Source organism: Bacillus sp. CZDM1 (genome assembly GCF_055502545.1).
This window is the reverse complement of record NZ_JBUESO010000001.1, coordinates 498,318-516,312: the sequence shown is the minus strand read 5'-3', so window position 1 is coordinate 516,312 and position 17,995 is coordinate 498,318. Positions and strand designations below refer to the sequence as shown.

Sequence of the window (17,995 nt, the reverse complement as noted above, 5' to 3'; positions counted from 1 at the left end):
AGATTAGGTTATGAAACATCGTTATTTACCTATGACTGAAGAAGATAAAAAGGCAATGCTTGATACAATTGGTGTTAGTTCCGTTGATGAATTATTCAGCGATATCCCAGAAAAAGTACGATTTAAAGGTGAATATAACATCAAGGCAGCAAAGTCAGAGACTGCTTTGATGAAAGAGCTTTTTAACATGGCTTCTCGTAATGCCGATTTAAAACGAAATGTATCCTTTTTAGGAGCAGGGGTTTATGACCATTACATGCCAGTCATTGTCGACCATGTTATTTCCCGCTCTGAATTTTATACAGCTTATACACCATATCAACCAGAAATCTCTCAAGGAGAGCTTCAAGCTATTTTTGAATTCCAAACGATGATCTGTGAATTAACAGGCATGGATGTTGCGAACTCCTCTATGTATGATGGCGGGACAGCTCTAGCTGAAGCAGCAATGCTAAGTGCTGGTCATACAAAACGTAAAAAAATCCTTGTTTCAGGTGCCGTTCACCCTGAATCAAAGGAAGTCCTCAAAACGTATGCAAAAGGACAGTATCTTGAAGTGATTGAAGTTCCTGTTGATAACGGGGTAACAGATATTGAAGCCTTAAAAGGTTTGGCAAACGAGGAGATTGCAGCAGTGATCGTTCAGTATCCAAACTTCTTCGGCCGAATTGAACCATTAAAGGAACTTGAAGAAATCATCCATGCTCACAAGTCACTGTTTGTTGTTTCAAGCAATCCGCTATCACTAGGTGTATTAACACCTCCTGGTAAGTTCGGAGCAGATATTGTTATTGGTGATGCACAACCGTTTGGTATCCCTACTGCGTTTGGCGGTCCACACTGCGGATATTTTGCAGTAACCACTAAGTTAATGCGTAAAGTTCCAGGCCGTCTAGTCGGCCAGACAACTGATGATCAAGGACGCCGTGGTTTTGTACTAACTCTTCAAGCCCGTGAACAGCATATCCGTCGGGATAAAGCGACATCTAATATTTGTTCTAACCAAGCATTAAATGCCCTGGCAGCCTCAGTAGCGATGACGGCGCTGGGTAAAAAAGGAGTTCGCGAAATTGCCGCTGCTAACCTGCAAAAGGCTCACTATGCGAAAACTGCATTTAAAGAAGCTGGTTTTGAAGTCATCCATGATGGTTACTCGTTTAACGAATTTGTTGTTAAATTAAATAAACCTGTAAAAGAAATTAATCAAGAGCTGTTGCGAAAAGGAATGATTGGCGGATACGATTTAGGCAGTGATTATTCGGAGCTCGCAAATCACATGCTCGTTGCGGTTACAGAACAAAGATCGAAGGAAGAAATTGATACTTTTGTGAAAGAAGTGGGGGATTTACATGCATAACCAAGACCAGGCACTCATTTTTGAACTTAGTACACCAGGAAGAATTGGATACAGCCTCCCTGAAATGGATGTTCCTGAATTAGAACTTAGCAGTCTTCTTCCGGAAGGGTATTTGCGCGAAGAAGAGCCAGAGCTGCCTGAGGTATCTGAGCTTGATATTATGCGTCATTACACCGCCCTTTCACGTAGAAATCATGGTGTTGATTCTGGTTTTTATCCATTAGGCTCCTGCACAATGAAATATAACCCAAAAATTAATGAAAATGTAGCTCGGTTTAATGGATTTGCTCATGTCCATCCGCTTCAAGACGAAAGCTCTGTCCAAGGTGCTCTTGAGCTGCTGTATGATTTGCAGCAGCATTTAATTGAAATCACAGGAATGGACGAAGTGACATTACAGCCAGCAGCTGGTGCCCATGGTGAATGGACTGGATTAATGATGATTCGTGCCTTCCATGAAGCAAATGGGGATCTAAAGCGTACAAAGGTTATCGTTCCCGATTCAGCACATGGAACAAATCCAGCATCGGCAACGGTAGCTGGGCTTGAAACGATTACAGTTAAATCAAATGAGTATGGTTTAGTTGACCTAGACGATTTAAAAAGAGTGGTTGGCGAAGATACAGCTGCTTTAATGTTAACCAACCCGAATACACTTGGTCTATTTGAAGAAAATATCGTTGAAATGGCTGAGATTGTTCACGCTGCAGGCGGTAAGCTCTATTATGATGGTGCAAACTTAAATGCGGTTCTATCAAAAGCTAGACCGGGAGATATGGGATTTGATGTTGTTCACTTGAATCTTCATAAAACCTTTACCGGTCCACATGGCGGCGGAGGTCCTGGTTCAGGTCCTGTTGGTGTAAAAGCAGACCTGATTCCTTTCCTTCCGAAGCCAGTGATAGCAAAACGTGGTGAAGAGTATGTGTTTGATTATGACCGTCCGCAATCTATCGGCCGTGTGAAGCCTTTCTATGGTAACTTTGGAATTAATGTACGTGCTTATACCTACATTCGTTCTATGGGGCCTGACGGTTTAAAGGCGGTAACAGAGTATGCAGTATTAAATGCAAACTATATGATGAGAAGACTGGCTGAGTATTATGATCTTCCGTTTGATAAGCATTGCAAACATGAGTTTGTACTAAGTGGAAGAAGGCAGAAAAAATTAGGTGTTCGTACTTTGGATATTGCAAAACGACTGCTTGATTTTGGCTACCATCCGCCAACCATCTACTTCCCGCTGAATGTAGAAGAATGTATTATGATAGAGCCGACTGAAACAGAATCTAAAGAGACTCTTGATTCATTTGTAGATATCATGATTCAAATTGCGAAAGAAGTAGAAGAGAACCCAGAAATCGTCCAAGAAGCACCTCACACAACCGTAGTAGGTCGTATGGACGAAGCAACAGCAGCTCGTAAACCAATTCTTAGATTTCAAAAGGCTTAACATATAGAAGGGCCAGATTCTGACAGCAGAATCTGGCCCCTTTTCTATGCACAAAATAAAAAGACTTCCACTTAAAAGGAAGTCTTCATTGGCTTATTTTTTTACTTTCACTTTACCGGACCATTTTTTAAACCCGCCTTGAAGCTGGGTAAGGTCTTTGTAACCTTTACGATGTAGAAACTGTGCTGCACGGGCACTCCGCATTCCGTTTTGATCATATAAATAAACAGGTAAATCTGGGCGAAGCTCCTTCATTCGTGTTCTTATTTGGGAAATCGGAATATTACGAGCTCCTAAAATATGACCTGCTTCGAAATCGTTAGGTTCACGTACATCGATTAGCTGTGCCTTCCTATAACCGGCACGAAACTCCTCTTCCGTTACCGTTTTAACAATCCTTTTTTGATAAAAATAGGTGAAAACGGAATAAGCTATAACTGCTACAATGATGATTAATAGAGGTATAAGTGAATTCAATTTCTTTTTGCTCCTTTCAAGCTTTGGTACACTATGTTTTATTATATAAGTCAATCGTGCAAAGATAAAGAATAAACGACAAAAACTTCTTCTTCATTATACCAAAAACTTCTCGTTTTGAATTCATATCAGATTTTGGTAGACTAAAACAAGAGTAAACTACATAAAGATGAGGTTTTTAAATGGATAAAGAGGTATGGCGATTTATAGATTCTGGAAATTGTTCACCATCATTTAACATGGCGTTGGATGAGGCTTTGCTTGATTGGCATAGTGAAGGGAAAATCCCACCGGTTATCAGATTTTATGGCTGGGAACCTGCAACTCTATCGATAGGATATTTCCAAAAGGTTGAAAAAGAAATTAACTTGGAGGCAGTAAAAGCCCATGGATTAGGGTTTGTAAGACGGCCTACTGGCGGCCGTGGTGTTCTGCATGAGCACGAGCTTACGTACAGTGTCATTGTTTCTGAGGATCACCCAGAAATGCCTAAAACGGTAACAGAGGCTTATCGTGTTATTTCAGAAGGGATCTTAAAAGGATTCCATCAACTTGGATTAGAAGCATACTTTGCAGTTCCAAAAACAGACGAAGAGCGGAGTGCATTGAAGGATCCACGCTCAGCAGTGTGCTTTGATGCACCAAGCTGGTATGAACTCGTGGTTGAAGGTCGTAAGGTCGCAGGAAGTGCACAGACAAGGCAAAAGGGAGTCATTCTCCAACACGGATCGATACTTTTAGATTTAGATGAAGATAAACTGTTCAGTTTATTTAAATATCCAAATGAGAGAGTAAAGGAACGGATGAAGTCTACTTTCAAAAATAAAGCAGTTGCTATTAATGAAATCAGTCCAAGAAGAATTTCACTTGAGGAAGCAAAAGAAGCTTTTTATAAAGGATTTGCTGATGGGCTTAATATCGAACTTGAATCCTATCAATTAACAGAAGAAGAACTTGCATATGTAAATAAAATTGCAAAAGAACGATATGAAAGCGATGACTGGAACTTCAAAAGATAAAAAAATCAGGCGAACCCATTTATGATGTTCGCCTGATTTTTTTATTGTTGTGTGACTTTTTCTATTTCCTTTATATACTTTTCATACCAGATTTTCCATTCTTCTTTACGTTCAATAGTCCGGCCATCCAGTAATGCTTCTATGACATCTAAACAGACATGCCACCCAGCAAGATCTCTTGGAGTATGATCGGTTATTTTATTCATTTTTTCTTTTAAGACTAATAAACATCCATCTTGCTCCTGCGATAACTCAAAACGGACAACGTCCTCTGCCCACGTAAACTCCAATACAGATTGCATTTTTAGTTCGAGTATCTCCATGTCCTCAAAGGTACCATCCCCCATGTCAAACTTAATTAGTCCCCCTTCGCGGAGTTCATCTACACGAAGCTCTGAAAACCATTTTGGAAGTTTCTCGTTATCGGTTAAATAAGACCATATCTCCTCAACAGGATGTTTAAGAAGGCGTTCATATGTGGCAGAATAGCCTTTTTCAACTTTCTCAATATTTGCTATCATCTATTTTCTCCTCCTCTTATTGACTTATTAATTAAGTATACCTTTTTTAATATTCTCGTTAATCAATTTAACTCCTTTTATTTCGTGATTTTCCCTATAATTTAAAATCGCAACCTGCGAATTTTGTTAAATTTACTCGTTTTATGCCGAAATCAAAGAGATATCTTGTCTTTTCTCCTGTTTCTAGTTTATTTTAAGTTTGACAAACTTATTTATTTCTGCATAAAACACAATATGTAGTGGTGTCGAAAATATTTTCGGTACTATATATTGATTTGTATATCCAACCTGTGTTAATTTATTTATATCGAGTCAGCAAGATATACAAGATATAGTCTCACTTACTAGAATTTCATACAAGATATAGAATTTTTTGAAGGAGTTGTTCTCATGTCTGTAGTTTTTAGACAAGAAATGAATATTGATTTTGAAAGGTTGAATGAGGATATCCACTTATTCCCCCAGGTGCACCCGGTTACCCCAGATATGAAAATAACTCATAAGGGTGTTTCACGATTGGTCATGTTGGACCGTTACACCTTCAAAGACACTGCAAAAATAACCCTAACAAATGGCGACTTTGTTGTACTCACGATAAAAGAAGATCCAAAATTCCCAGCACGCGGACTTGGATACATCATGGAGATAGATTGGGAGAGTAAAAAAGCAAAGGTTTTAGTGGAAGAGGAGTTTAGAGGAGTCCTTGATGACCCCGAAGAAAGTGCCACAGGTTTAATATGGAAGTCACTAGATGTCATTGAAAAACCTTTGGAACTGTTCTATGAGCAAATAGCCAAGAGGAATGCTACAGGGCTTGCGTCAGTTGAAGAAACAGAAGAGAAGAGAAGAGAGTGGTTCGAAAAGTTTTATAACGAGCTTGTTTCGATGAACTTCATTCCAGCTGGTCGTGTTCTTTATGGCGCCGGGGCTGAAACAGATGTAACATTCTTTAACTGCTACGTAATGCCGTTCGTTCCAGACTCACGTGAGGGCATTTCAGATCACCGTAAGCAGGTAATGGAGATCATGAGCCGCGGTGGCGGTGTAGGAACAAATGGTTCAACTTTAAGACCAAGAAACACCTTGGCAAGAGGCGTAAATGGAAAATCATCGGGTTCAGTATCGTGGTTAGATGATATTGCGAAATTGACACATTTAGTAGAACAAGGTGGGTCGCGCAGAGGTGCTCAGATGCTCATGATTGCGGACTGGCATCCAGACGTTATTGAATTTATTATTTCAAAAATGCAAAACCCTAGAATTCTACGGTTTTTAATTGATAATTCAAATGATGAAACAATTAAGAAACATGCTAAGGATAAACTTAAGTTCACACCTTTAACAGCCCAAGAAAAGGCAATGTATCAAGGAATTTTGAATTATAAACAGATCCGTGGTTTAGGTGGTTTTGATGAAGATATCATCGCTGAGGCTGAAGATAAGATACAAACAGGTGGTAACTATACGGTTCATAATCCAGAGTTCTTAACTGGAGCGAACATTTCTATTTGTTTGACGAAAGAATTTATGGAAGCCGTTGAAAATGATAGTGACTATGAGCTTCGTTTCCCTTATGTTGAACATTATAGTAAAGAGGAAATGAAAATTTACAATGAAGAATGGCATAAATTTGGCGACGTTCGTGAGTGGGAAAAGCTTGGCCACAAAGTAAGAGTTTATAAGAAATTTAAAGCTAAAGAACTTTGGAATCTAATAAACATTTGCGCAACCTACTCTGCAGAACCAGGAATCTTCTTTATTGATAATGCCAACGACATGACAAATGCAAAAGCATATGGACAACAAGTCGTTGCAACCAATCCGTGTGGGGAGCAGCCTCTCGCACCATTTTCTGTTTGTAACCTTGCAGCTGTTAATTTGGCTGAAATGGTGGATAAGGAAACAAAAACAGTAGACTTTGAAAAATTAAAGAAAACTGTAGGAGTTGGCGTTAGAATGCAGGACAACGTGATAAATGCCACTCCATACTTCCTGGAGGAAAATAAGAAGCAAGCTCTTGGAGAGCGTCGAGTTGGTCTTGGCGTAATGGGATTGCACGACATGCTTATCTATTGTGAAACAGAGTATGGTTCTAAAAAAGGTAACGAACTCGTTGATCAGGTTTTTGAAACGATCGCAACAACTGCTTATAAGACATCGGTAGAGTTAGCTAAAGAAAAGGAAAGCTTCCCATTCTTAACAGGTAAAACTCAAGAAGAAACTAACCGTCTTCGTCAGGCGTTTATTAACACTGGTTATATGAAGAAAATGCCTGAAGACATTAGACAATCTATTCTTGAGTACGGAATTCGTAACTCACACCTATTAACTGTTGCACCTAAATAACTTGGGCTTTTATGTGGTGACACATAATCGAAACCTCTTTAATTGCTGGGACACCCTAAAGCTGCTTCAACCACAACGTAATTGGTGACAATAAGCGTGATGGTTTGAAAATGAAACAGATAATACAATGGGCAATCAGCAGGCAAGTTATCTTATTTAGTAGTAATAAGATAAAAGCTTCAACGACTAGAGCGGCAGCTCGTACCTCGCAAGCGATTGGCGTGGGAAATAGGAGGGCACTCTTTGAGTGTTTGATATAGTCTATCCTTGTGTGAAAGCACAAGCAGCTTATAAGCGGTATAAAGAGTAGCGTCTTTATATGAATAAAAGAGACAGGATCTACTGGTACAATGGTGGGGGTTTCAACAGGACTCGAGCCTTACTTCTCCTTCTCATACTTCAGAAGTGGGCGTTTAGGTAAGTTTATTGAAGTAAAAGCAGATATTGTTCAAGAGTATTTAAATGCAAATCCAGAGGCAGAACCGGAAAATCTTCCGCACTGGTTTGTAGCGGCTATGGAATTAAAACCGGAAGCCCATGCAGATACACAATGTGTCATCCAACGCTGGATTGACAGTTCCATCAGTAAGACCGTTAACGCACCAAAAGGTTATAGTGTAGAACAAGTAGAAAAGGTATATGAGCGCCTTTACAAAGGTGGAGCAAAGGGTGGTACGGTCTATGTAGACGGTTCACGAGATACTCAAGTTCTAACACTAAAAGCAGAAGATAATCATGTTGATGACACATATGATCAAAAACATACACATACCCATACAACTAATAAACCACATGTTGTATTAATCGATACGATTAATGATTTACGTTCAACTTCTGTTACGATCGGTTCAGAAGTAGGCAACACATGCCCAGTTTGTCGTAAAGGGACAGTCGAAGAAATTGGCGGATGTAATACTTGCACAAACTGTAACGCTCAATTAAAATGCGGTTTATAATAAAATATATTTATAAAGATTACTTTTAGGGAGTCGGCTTAAAGCTGATTCCCTATTTTAGTTCTCACAGATAATTTTAAGACTAAGTGTAAGCTTGAAATTACTTTGCAGAACGTACGTTTCTGTTTTATAATAATATTAGGCAAAAGTTCCAATTCATAAATTTAATTCTTTTAGAACACAACTGATATGGATATAAGGAAGTCAAGAAGATTTCATAAAATATAAATTTGTTTCTAAAATTATAAGTGGAGGGGTATTAATGGGTAATATTAAAAAGGAAAATAACTCAATGTTTAATATTAGAAGTTATCCCCAATATAATAGGTTTGAATATTGTGAATGCATTATTTGCCAACGTGAGTTTCCCTCACCCTTAAGGTATTCAAAGAGATTATATTCCTGTAGTGATTATTGTGAGGATATTAGGAATAGTATGGTGAAAACTAAAGGATTTTATCGTCTTTGTAAAGTTTGTGATAAGCCAATTTGGGTTATGGCATGTCATTCTAAAACAAAGTACTATTGTTCAAAAGCATGTAAAAGTCTGAGCCAAACATTCAATCATTCTTCAATTTCCAAGCATTTAAAGACAGGTAGTAAAAAATACTACGGTCCAAATTGGATACAGCAAAGGAAAAGGGCAAGAAAACGTGATAGCTATGCATGTCAAAATCCAACTTGCAGAATAACTGAAAAAGAATATGGGCAGGAATTATCAGTTCATCATAAAGTACCATTTGTATTTTTTAATGATTATTTAGAAGCAAATAAATTAGAAAATCTTATTTCTTTATGTGAATTATGTCATAGAAAAGAACATGCTGGAGAACAACATCCTTTAAAATTTGATATGAAGAAGATTATTTTTGAGAATGCTTTGAACAGGCCAGGAGTTAAACAATTGGAAATCGCAAAAAAGGTTGTCGATTTGTTGCTAAACACAGATGAATCTATAAAGGACATATCTGTGAAAACGGGATTATCATATACTAGAGTTCGTTCCATATACATTGGGGAAAGATGGAAACAATTATATACTAAACCACCTAGAGAGGTTAGGCCTAGAGCTATGAGTCTAGCTAAAAATCCGGAAACATCTAGGAATAACTTAAAAAAAGCTATTTACTTATTACTTAATACTGATTTAAGTATGAAGGAAATAATTGAAACAACAGGAGTATCAAAGACAAATCTTTATAGAATTTATAATGGAAAAACAAATCAGGATCTTTATGAAATTGCACCTCGTTTTGTTAGACCCAGAGGAAATATTAATCAATGATTTATAGGTTTCATGTACCTATTCCCCTTCCCGTATATTATATTTTGATTGTCTACTGTACCACCAATACCACCAACAGATTAATGCTATAATTGGTGCTATTGAAAAAAATGAAAATATATGATATCAAATTGCCTGTGTTGCTGAAGCCAGTGCGGGTGCAAACATAACAAAAAGAAATTCTTGTCTGATTTGGAACGAAATTACTTTCACTCAACTGAGTATTCAGACTTCTTTGTTGATATTAGAGAACAATTTCCTTTATTGCCTTTGGAAGAAACAATTGCATTTATCTTTGTTCCACAAACGGCCGCTTTTGTTGAAGATCGAATTACGGAAAATGATCAAACTTTTTTTACAAAAATTGTGTAATGTTTCACAAATAAAGAACCCATTTTGATCATTCTTTTTTCAAAACGGGTTCTTTTAAGTTAACGTAAGATATGGGTTTGTGAAGTGTTTTTGATCAAACTATATTTTAAAGCTACAATGTTCTTTGGGGCATCCTCACTTTTTTACAATATTTATCCAATTAAATTAAGTAAGTAACCTCCGATAATTCCAGTAACCACAATCACCCAAGGCGGCAGTTTCCAATAAGCAAGCATGCTAAATAATAGGGATGCAAAAGCAAAATCAATTGGGGTTAGGATTGTACTCGTCCAAATAGGATCATAAAAGGCAGAAATTAATATACCCACAACGGCTGCATTTACCCCCATTAATGCCCCTTTGATTTTTGGATTATGGCTTAAACTATTCCAAAACGGTAATGTACCTAAAACCAGCAAAAACGCAGGGAGAAAGATTGCAATAGTTGCAAGCAATCCGCCTGTCCAGCCACCCATTATGGCACCTATATAGGCAGCAAAGGTAAACAATGGTCCTGGTACAGCCTGGGCAGCACCATACCCAGCTAGGAACGCTTCTTTACTGAGCCATCCGCTAGGAACAAATTCGCGCTCCAATAATGGTAAAACCACATGACCGCCGCCAAAGACCAAAGAACCGGAGCGGTAAAAGCTATCAAACATTGCAACCCAGCTTGAGGCACTCAACTCTCTTAAGATAGGAAGCAAAATCAATAATCCGATAAATAAACCTAAACAAACAGATGCAAACTTTCGAGAAATCGGAAACTGTATATTCGCAGAGGAATCTTCAATCTGCTCCTTGTAAATAAAGTATCCAACAGCCGCTGCTAGTAGAATGATCCCTACCTGTGTGAGAGCTGTTTGCCATAGGAGAGTACCTATCAAGGCAAACAGGGCAATTGTTTTACGGGAAAGATCTGGGGTTAGTTTTTGCGCCATACCCATAATGGCATGAGCAACAACACCAACTGCCACTATTTTCAATCCATGAATCCATCCCGTATTACCAATTTCCATCCCTTGTAGAATAAGAGCAAAAAGGATTAGTACAATGACTGAAGGAATGGTAAATCCAATAAATGCTAGTATCCCCCCTAATAACCCACCGCGCAATACGCCAATTCCAATTCCAACTTGACTGCTGGCTGGACCAGGCAAGAATTGACATAGTGCAACTAAGTTGGCATATCCTTGTTCGTCTAACCATTTTCTCTTTCGAACATACTCTTCATGGAAATACCCTAAATGAGCAACTGGACCTCCAAATGATGTTAAACCAAGCTTGGTAGAAACAAGCAGGATTTCAAGTAAAAGATTATTTTTTTTCATAAAAGACCCCTTTATAGTTTCAATTAAAAGCTAATTTGCTCTATTGGCACACACGAATTAAAATCAACCCATATTTAATTGTATCTCCTTATCTTAGCGTCTTATGTTTTTTGTTCGTAAAAAATATTAAAGATTCATTACAAAGTAGGAATGAAAAAGAGAAGTTGTTGAAAATTTGTCGAAATCTCTACATACAGTCTTCATATAATCTGAGTACTATTGAAATAGTAGTAATTAGTAAATTCCCCATTTCTAGAATTCAGGTGACCCAATGTATAATCTAATGAGTCAATTTAGTTCATTTGTAAGCAAACCGTTTTTTATCATAGCTAATAACTTGGAATCGTGGCCAAATATATTTGCGCTGCTTTTGGGAATGGTCGGTGCACTTGCTCCTTGTCAACTGACTGGTAACATCAGTGCTTTAACCCTGTATGGTAACCGCTCCTTTCAACAAAGTATTGTGTGGAGGGATGTCATCTTTTTCACATTAGGGAAAGTAGCCGCCTTTTCATTATTAGGAGGACTTGTATGGATTTTAGGAAGAGAAATTCAAGATAGCCTTATATCGTATTTTCCATGGATCCGCAAAATTATGGGACCATTACTCATTATTGTTGGGCTATATATGTTAGGATTTATCAAACTAAAAGGGACAATTAATTTATTTAAAGGAAATAAAGAATACAAACAAGAAACTCCATTTGGTTCATTTATGTTAGGTTTTAGTTTTTCGCTAGCATTTTGTCCAACGATGTTTATCCTGTTTTTTGTTACCTTAATGCCGATTGTTTTGTCCAGCACATACGGATTTATCCTTCCTTCCATATTTGCATTAGGGACTGCTTTGCCGCTAATCATTTTTATTTTGATTATTTGGTACCTAGGCGGGGGCGGAGTATTAATGAAAAAGGGAAGAAAGTTTGGGAATTCCATACAAAAAGTTTCAGGAATACTAATTATACTGTTAGGAATATTTGACTCCCTTACCTATTGGTCTTTGTAACTACTTTTGGATAAAAATAAGGCTGTATGAACAAAGTGTGAAAGTTGGAAAATAATAAAATGAACGTATAAAAAACACTTTACATAGGGTAGGGGGGTATGGTTAAATATAGTTAAGAACCTTATCTGTATTACAAAATAAACTAAAGTGTTAATTGCGAAAGGGTGTATATAAAATGGAAAAAGTTACTTTAAACGTACAAGGAATGTCTTGCAATCATTGTGTAAAAGCTGTTGAAGGCAGTGTTGGTGAACTTAACGGAGTAAGCTCTGTAAAAGTTAACTTAAAAGCTAATACAGTTGATGTAGAATATAACAACCAAGAGGTATCGCTAGATAAAATCAAAGAAGCAATTGATGATCAAGGTTACGACGTAGAATAAAAATAGGAAAAGACACGTGCTAGTGAATAGCACGTTCTTTTTAAAATAAAATATACCCACGTGGGGTATAGAAAGGTGGCTTTTATGTCTCAAAATCTAAAAGAAACCAATTTACAAATCTCAGGTATGACCTGTGCTGCCTGTGCACTTAGGATTGAAAAAGGATTAAATAAATTAGATGGAGTTGAAACAGCAACCGTCAATTTGGCTTTAGAAAAATCAGCCATTAAATTTAATCCAGAAAAAGTAAAGGTTGAAGACATCGAGAAAAAGATTAGGGACCTAGGTTATGACGTGGTTACCGAAAAGGCAGAGTTTGATATTACTGGAATGACCTGTGCAGCCTGCTCAACGAGAATAGAAAAGGGTTTGAATAAATTAGATGGTGTCGTAAAGGCGAATGTGAATCTGGCACTTGAAAAAGCAACCGTCGAGTACAACGGAACAGCTTTAACCACTAATGACATAATAAAAAAGGTAGATAAACTTGGTTACGGAGCTCGTGTAAAGGAGGAAGCAAAGGAAACCAGCGACTATCGTCAGAAGGAAATAAAAAAGCAAACAAACAAGTTTATCTTTTCCGCCATTCTTTCTCTACCATTGTTATGGGCAATGGTTGGACACTTTACATTTACTTCTTTTATATGGGTGCCTGAATTATTTATGAATCCATGGTTTCAACTGGCATTGGCTACACCTGTTCAGTTTTTTATTGGTGGACAGTTTTATATAGGGGCTTATAAAGCGTTAAAGAATAAAAGTGCCAATATGGATGTTCTAGTCGCTCTAGGTACATCAGCAGCTTATTTTTATAGTTTATATTTATCAATTATGTCGATTTCTATGGGTACTCACTCACTTGAGCTTTACTACGAAACAAGTGCCGTACTAATTACCTTAATCATCTTAGGCAAGCTTTTTGAGGCAAAAGCTAAAGGGCGTTCCTCAGAAGCGATTAAGAAATTAATGGGGCTTCAAGCTAAGACGGCGACTGTTGAAAGAAATGGGCAAGAGCTCGTAATTCCACTGGAAGAGGTAGTCGTAGGAGATATCTTATATATAAAACCAGGTGAAAAAATACCTGTTGATGGAAAAATCATCGAAGGAAATTCAGCCATTGATGAGTCAATGCTAACTGGTGAAAGTGTCCCTGTTGATAAGACAATCGGTGATGAGACAATAGGTGCAACTCTTAACAAAAACGGTTTTTTAAAAGTAGAAGCTAAAAAGGTTGGAAAAGATACTGCCTTAGCACAAATTATTAAGGTAGTGGAAGAGGCACAAGGTTCTAAGGCCCCCATTCAAAGACTTGCAGATAAAATATCTGGGGTGTTCGTTCCAATCGTGGTTGGAATCGCGGTTATTACTTTTATTATTTGGTTTGTGTGGGCAGCTCCTGGAGATTTTGCGGAAAGCTTAGAAAAAATGATAGCCGTCCTAGTTATTGCCTGTCCATGTGCATTAGGATTAGCAACACCAACGTCAATCATGGCTGGCTCAGGCAGGGCTGCAGAATATGGGATCCTGTTTAAAGGTGGAGAGCATTTAGAAATGACCCACCGTATTACCACGGTTGTATTGGATAAAACGGGGACAGTGACAAACGGTACGCCTGTTTTAACGGATGTCATCACAACCGAAACAATCGAAGAGGAAGAATTACTATCATTGATTGGCTCGGCTGAAAAGCAATCCGAGCACCCCTTAGCACAAGCGATTGTTCAGGGGATTAAGGATAAAGGAATTCACTTTAAAGATGTAACTGAATTCGAAGCCATTCCAGGTTTTGGGATCAAAGCTGTGGTTGGTGGAAAAGAATTATTAATTGGTACAAGAAAATTAATGACTAAGTACAACGTTGAGGCCGCTTCTGCCTTTGAAAAAATGAATGAATTAGAAAGGGCAGGGAAGACAGCGATGCTTACAGCCATAAACGGACAATATGCAGGTACCGTTGCAGTTGCTGATACGATTAAAGAAACATCTAAAAGTGCCATCAATCGACTTAAGGACATGGGGCTTGAAGTTATCATGATTACGGGTGATAATCAGCAGACCGCCTTAGCCATCGCAAAACAGGCTGGAATTGAAAACGTGATTGCGGAAGTTCTACCCGAGGGTAAAGCAGCTGAAATTAAACAATTACAGACACAAGGTAAGAAAGTAGCAATGGTTGGCGATGGGATTAACGATGCTCCGGCGCTGGCAGTCGCTGATATTGGGATGGCGATTGGAACTGGAACAGATGTGGCAATGGAAGCAGCGGACATTACCCTTATTCGCGGGGATTTAAATAGTATTGCAGACGCTATTTTCATGAGTAAGAAGACAATAACAAATATAAAGCAAAATCTTTTCTGGGCACTCGCCTATAATTCTCTGGGAATACCATTTGCAGCACTCGGTTTCTTAGCTCCTTGGCTTGCAGGAGCAGCTATGGCATTCAGTTCTGTATCCGTTGTCCTTAACGCTTTACGATTACAAAAAGTTAAACTACAGTGATCCTACAAAAAGGCTGACACATAATTGTCAGCCTTTTTCCCATTTTTCACTATCTTTAACTATTATACTTATTTTACAAGCAATCAAATTTAATAAGCCGGGTGAAATCAAATGAATCATATTTTACTAATTGAAGATGAGGAAAGTGTGTCAACAGTAATAAAAGGTTATTTAGACAAAGAAGGTTATACGGTTCATTGTTCACCAACTGGGTTAAAAGGGTTGAATCTTTTAAAAACAGCAGATTATAAATTAATTATTCTAGATTTAATGCTGCCTGATATCAGAGGTGAAGAAGTTTGTAAAATCATACGTCAATCATCTGATGTGCATATCTTTATGCTGACTGCAAAAGGATCATTAAATGACAAAATAGAGGGATTAAATATGGGTGCAGATGAGTATTTAATAAAACCATTCAGCCCGAGAGAATTAACTGCTCGAGTAAATGCTTTATTTAGGAGAATAAGCTCCATGTTCCCTTCATCTAAGATTATTTTTGATGATGGTTATTTATCGATTGATTGCGATAAAAGAACAGTCCAAATTTTGGGGCAAGAGGTTCCGTTTACACCTAATGAGTTTGATATTATTTGTGCACTAGTTTCAGCAAAAGGAAGTGTGTTATCGAGAGAACAGTTGATTGATAAAATCTTTGGCGTAGATTTTAGCGGCTATGATCGGACCATTGATGTGCATATAAAAAATATTCGTAAAAAGATAGAAATAGACACCAAGAACCCAAAATATGTCCTTACGGTTATGAAAGCAGGATATAAGTTTGGCGGTGAGAGGTAATTGCAATCTATCAGCAGAAGATTAAGTATTTTATTGGTATTATCAGCGGTTGCTGCCATCCTGCTGGTTACTATTTTTGTTAATATGACAGTTTCCAATAAATTTAACGAATACATGATTGAAATCCAGAACAAGAGGTATGAAAGAATTGTTTCCTATTTCGAAGAAGCCTACAAAAGGGAAGGTAAATGGTCCTCAGATACAGGTGTAGAATTAATGCATGAAGCTTATATGGGAAATTATTGTTTGACACTTTTAGATAGCCGTAAACAGGCAGTCTGGGGAATGGACCCTGATGATTTAAATACTCAAATCCATATTGGGGAAATGTCAGGACATGATAGTGGTGTTTATACAACCAAAACGTTTGACATTAAAGTGGATGGAAACGTAGCTGGATTTGTCGATATTGGACAGTATTCTTCTGTGCTTTTATCAGAAGAGGATCTAACCTTTAAATCTTCTATAAACAAAAGCATTTTTGCCAGTGGTGCACTTACCCTCATTATCATTATTAGCTTAAGTCTATATTTTTCAAAACAATTTTCAACACCGATTCGGGAAGTAGCCAAAATGTCTGTTAGCTTATCTCAAGGTAACTTTGATACAGTTTCAAATATTAAAAGTAATATTGAAGAATTAGAGGATTTAAGAAAGAGTGTGAACATCCTTGCAGGAAAATTAAAGTATCAGGACGCGCTTCGAAAAAGGTTAGTATCGGATATTACGCATGAGATTAGGACGCCTTTGAATGTCCTTCAAAATAATCTTGAGGCCATGATTGACGGCGTAGTTCCAGTAACAAAAGAGGGATTAAATTATCTAAATGAGGAAGTCATTCGGTTTGGAAAATTAGTAAATGACTTAAACCTCTTAAAAGAGTTTGAATCAGAGAGCATCAAGCTTAATTATGAAACGATTCACCTAGAGGATTTACTTACAGAGATGAGTAAAGATTTTTTTATCGGTTCTGATTGTAAAAATATTTCTATCGAATATGATATTCAACCAGATGAAAACTATCAAATGATTTGTGACAAAGATAAGATAAAACAAGTAATAATTAATTTATTTTCAAACTCTATAAAATTCACTGAAAGCAATGGAAAAGTACTGATTAAACTTTATAAAGAAAATAAAAAGATCATCTTAGAATTAATGGATAACGGAATTGGTATTAAACCGGAAGATTTACCCTTTATTTTTGAAAGGCTGTATAGAGGTGATAAAAGCAGGAATCAAATTGAAGGAAATGGGATTGGATTAACGATTGTTAAGAATATCCTTGAACTTCACAATGCGAAAATTGAGGTAGAGAGTGAAGAAGGAATAGGAACTTCAGTGAAGGTCTATTTTAATTCAACAAATTAACGCATATCTGTGACCAAAATTTGACACTCTTATATTCTTCATACTGTCTTCATAACACTTTACTAATCTAATGTTGTAAGCATTATACATTAGGAGTTGTAGAGAATGAAAAAGAAGATAGTTACCTTGCTAGTTTCGAGCGCAATAATAACAGCCTTCACGGGTTGCAGCAGACCAGTAACAGGAGATAAAGAGGCAGATAATGCTCTTCTTGCCTTTAACAAAATTGTTAAGGCTTACCCTGATAAAAAAGTGTTCCATGAAGCTCTAAAGCATTGGGGCTTTGAGCTTCCAACAGGTGAAAAGTTTGAATGGAGTAAAGATATGTCAGCTAATAAGGCGGATTTTGCTATGGTTATGCTGGCGGATCCTCTTGTAGAAGCAGGACTTGATATTAAAAAACTTGATGAAAACGAATGGCTTTATGAACCTGCTGCTAAGGACGATAAAGGAAATGATTTACCTAATCGTCTTATTAAACCCTACAATGTATCAGATAAAAAACAAGCTTCAAATGGTTCAGAAGATTCCATGAGAAGACTCTTAAAGGCTGATACAGACAATGTTAAGTATCATAAGGATGTACAACATTTTGGTCTTAACCTTGGAGAAGGCAACCAAGTTCAGTGGACAGAAAAGCTAGGTACAAATGATGCTGATATGATCTTTGTGTTAAATGCGGAGCCCCTTGTAGAAGCAGGAATTGATATCAATAAACTTGAAGACAGCGGTTGGGTCTTTAAAGAAGCAAGTGAGGATGATATGGGAATGGGAGCAAGTCCAGATCAAATCGTTAAAATCTACGATATTAAAAAATAA

General features: G+C 37.4%; 13 protein-coding genes and 3 pseudogenes. 13 read left to right on the top strand and 3 right to left on the bottom strand.

The genetic code is table 11. From position 1 onward, the window contains the following. Window positions 1-10 precede the first annotated feature (10 nt). Both gcvPA and gcvPB read left to right on the top strand, forming a co-directional pair. On the top strand, window positions 11-1,357 hold the full coding sequence (gene gcvPA, locus ACY3XC_RS02755; protein ID WP_464867183.1) for an aminomethyl-transferring glycine dehydrogenase subunit GcvPA: 1,347 nt from the start codon (window positions 11-13) through the stop codon (window positions 1,355-1,357). Continuing rightward, window positions 1,350-2,810, top strand: a complete 1,461-nt coding sequence (gene gcvPB / locus ACY3XC_RS02750) for an aminomethyl-transferring glycine dehydrogenase subunit GcvPB (protein ID WP_464867182.1) — start codon at window positions 1,350-1,352, stop codon at window positions 2,808-2,810. The genes gcvPA and gcvPB overlap by 8 nt, the downstream gene beginning before the upstream one ends. A gap of 93 nt (window positions 2,811-2,903) precedes the next feature. On the opposite strand, the gene ACY3XC_RS02745 is transcribed toward gcvPB, so the two are convergent. Next, the gene (locus tag ACY3XC_RS02745) at window positions 2,904-3,287 is read right to left on the bottom strand and encodes a rhodanese-like domain-containing protein (RefSeq protein ID WP_179157107.1); all 384 of its coding nucleotides are present in this window, start codon (window positions 3,285-3,287) and stop codon (window positions 2,904-2,906) included. A gap of 182 nt (window positions 3,288-3,469) precedes the next feature. Here ACY3XC_RS02745 and ACY3XC_RS02740 point away from each other — a divergent pair, with 182 nt between their 5' ends. Further along, window positions 3,470-4,306 (top strand): lipoate--protein ligase family protein, encoded by an 837-nt coding sequence (locus ACY3XC_RS02740; RefSeq protein WP_464867181.1) that lies wholly within the window; start codon window positions 3,470-3,472, stop codon window positions 4,304-4,306. A gap of 41 nt (window positions 4,307-4,347) precedes the next feature. Here the strand turns inward: ACY3XC_RS02740 and ACY3XC_RS02735 are convergent, their stop codons facing one another. Then, window positions 4,348-4,827, bottom strand: coding sequence for an SRPBCC family protein (locus ACY3XC_RS02735; protein WP_464867180.1), 480 nt, complete (start codon window positions 4,825-4,827; stop codon window positions 4,348-4,350). A 390-nt stretch (window positions 4,828-5,217) separates the two neighbouring features. On the opposite strand from ACY3XC_RS02735, the pseudogene ACY3XC_RS02730 reads away from it, so the two are divergent. The 4 genes and pseudogenes from ACY3XC_RS02730 to ACY3XC_RS02715 form a co-directional block, all read left to right on the top strand. Beyond that, window positions 5,218-7,167 (top strand): annotated as a pseudogene (locus ACY3XC_RS02730) (vitamin B12-dependent ribonucleotide reductase); the annotation flags it as partial. 329 nt (window positions 7,168-7,496) lie between these two features. Continuing rightward, window positions 7,497-8,129 (top strand): annotated as a pseudogene (locus ACY3XC_RS02725) (vitamin B12-dependent ribonucleotide reductase); the annotation flags it as partial. Window positions 8,130-8,391: 262 nt separating this feature from the next. Continuing rightward, on the top strand, window positions 8,392-9,414 hold the full coding sequence (locus ACY3XC_RS02720; protein ID WP_464867179.1) for an HNH endonuclease: 1,023 nt from the start codon (window positions 8,392-8,394) through the stop codon (window positions 9,412-9,414). Window positions 9,415-9,591: 177 nt separating this feature from the next. Continuing rightward, window positions 9,592-9,699: pseudogene (locus tag ACY3XC_RS02715) on the top strand (heteromeric transposase endonuclease subunit TnsA); the annotation flags it as partial. A 239-nt stretch (window positions 9,700-9,938) separates the two neighbouring features. On the opposite strand, the gene ACY3XC_RS02710 reads toward ACY3XC_RS02715, so the two are convergent. After that, entirely contained in the window at window positions 9,939-11,117 is a 1,179-nt protein-coding gene (locus ACY3XC_RS02710; protein ID WP_464867178.1) for a chromate transporter, read from the bottom strand. Window positions 11,118-11,388: 271 nt separating this feature from the next. Between ACY3XC_RS02710 and ACY3XC_RS02705 the strand changes: the two genes are divergently transcribed. From ACY3XC_RS02705 to ACY3XC_RS02680, 6 genes are all read left to right on the top strand, one after another. After that, window positions 11,389-12,123 carry an urease accessory protein UreH domain-containing protein gene (locus ACY3XC_RS02705; RefSeq protein WP_464867177.1) on the top strand — a complete coding sequence of 245 codons (735 nt, stop codon included), beginning with the start codon at window positions 11,389-11,391 and terminating at the stop codon, window positions 12,121-12,123. A 175-nt stretch (window positions 12,124-12,298) separates the two neighbouring features. Next, window positions 12,299-12,505: a copper chaperone CopZ gene (gene copZ, locus ACY3XC_RS02700; RefSeq protein ID WP_464867176.1), complete on the top strand. Its 207-nt coding sequence runs from the start codon at window positions 12,299-12,301 to the stop codon at window positions 12,503-12,505. An 84-nt stretch (window positions 12,506-12,589) separates the two neighbouring features. Beyond that, a complete protein-coding gene (locus ACY3XC_RS02695; RefSeq protein WP_464867175.1) occupies window positions 12,590-15,007 on the top strand; it encodes a heavy metal translocating P-type ATPase in 2,418 nt (805 codons plus the stop codon). Window positions 15,008-15,118: 111 nt separating this feature from the next. Next, entirely contained in the window at window positions 15,119-15,805 is a 687-nt protein-coding gene (locus tag ACY3XC_RS02690) for a response regulator transcription factor (RefSeq protein WP_464867174.1), read from the top strand. After that, complete coding sequence (locus ACY3XC_RS02685; RefSeq protein ID WP_464867173.1) at window positions 15,806-17,176, top strand: HAMP domain-containing sensor histidine kinase; 1,371 nt, start codon at window positions 15,806-15,808, stop codon at window positions 17,174-17,176. Between the two features lie 105 nt (window positions 17,177-17,281). After that, the gene (locus ACY3XC_RS02680; RefSeq protein WP_464867172.1) at window positions 17,282-17,995 is read left to right on the top strand and encodes a hypothetical protein; all 714 of its coding nucleotides are present in this window, start codon (window positions 17,282-17,284) and stop codon (window positions 17,993-17,995) included.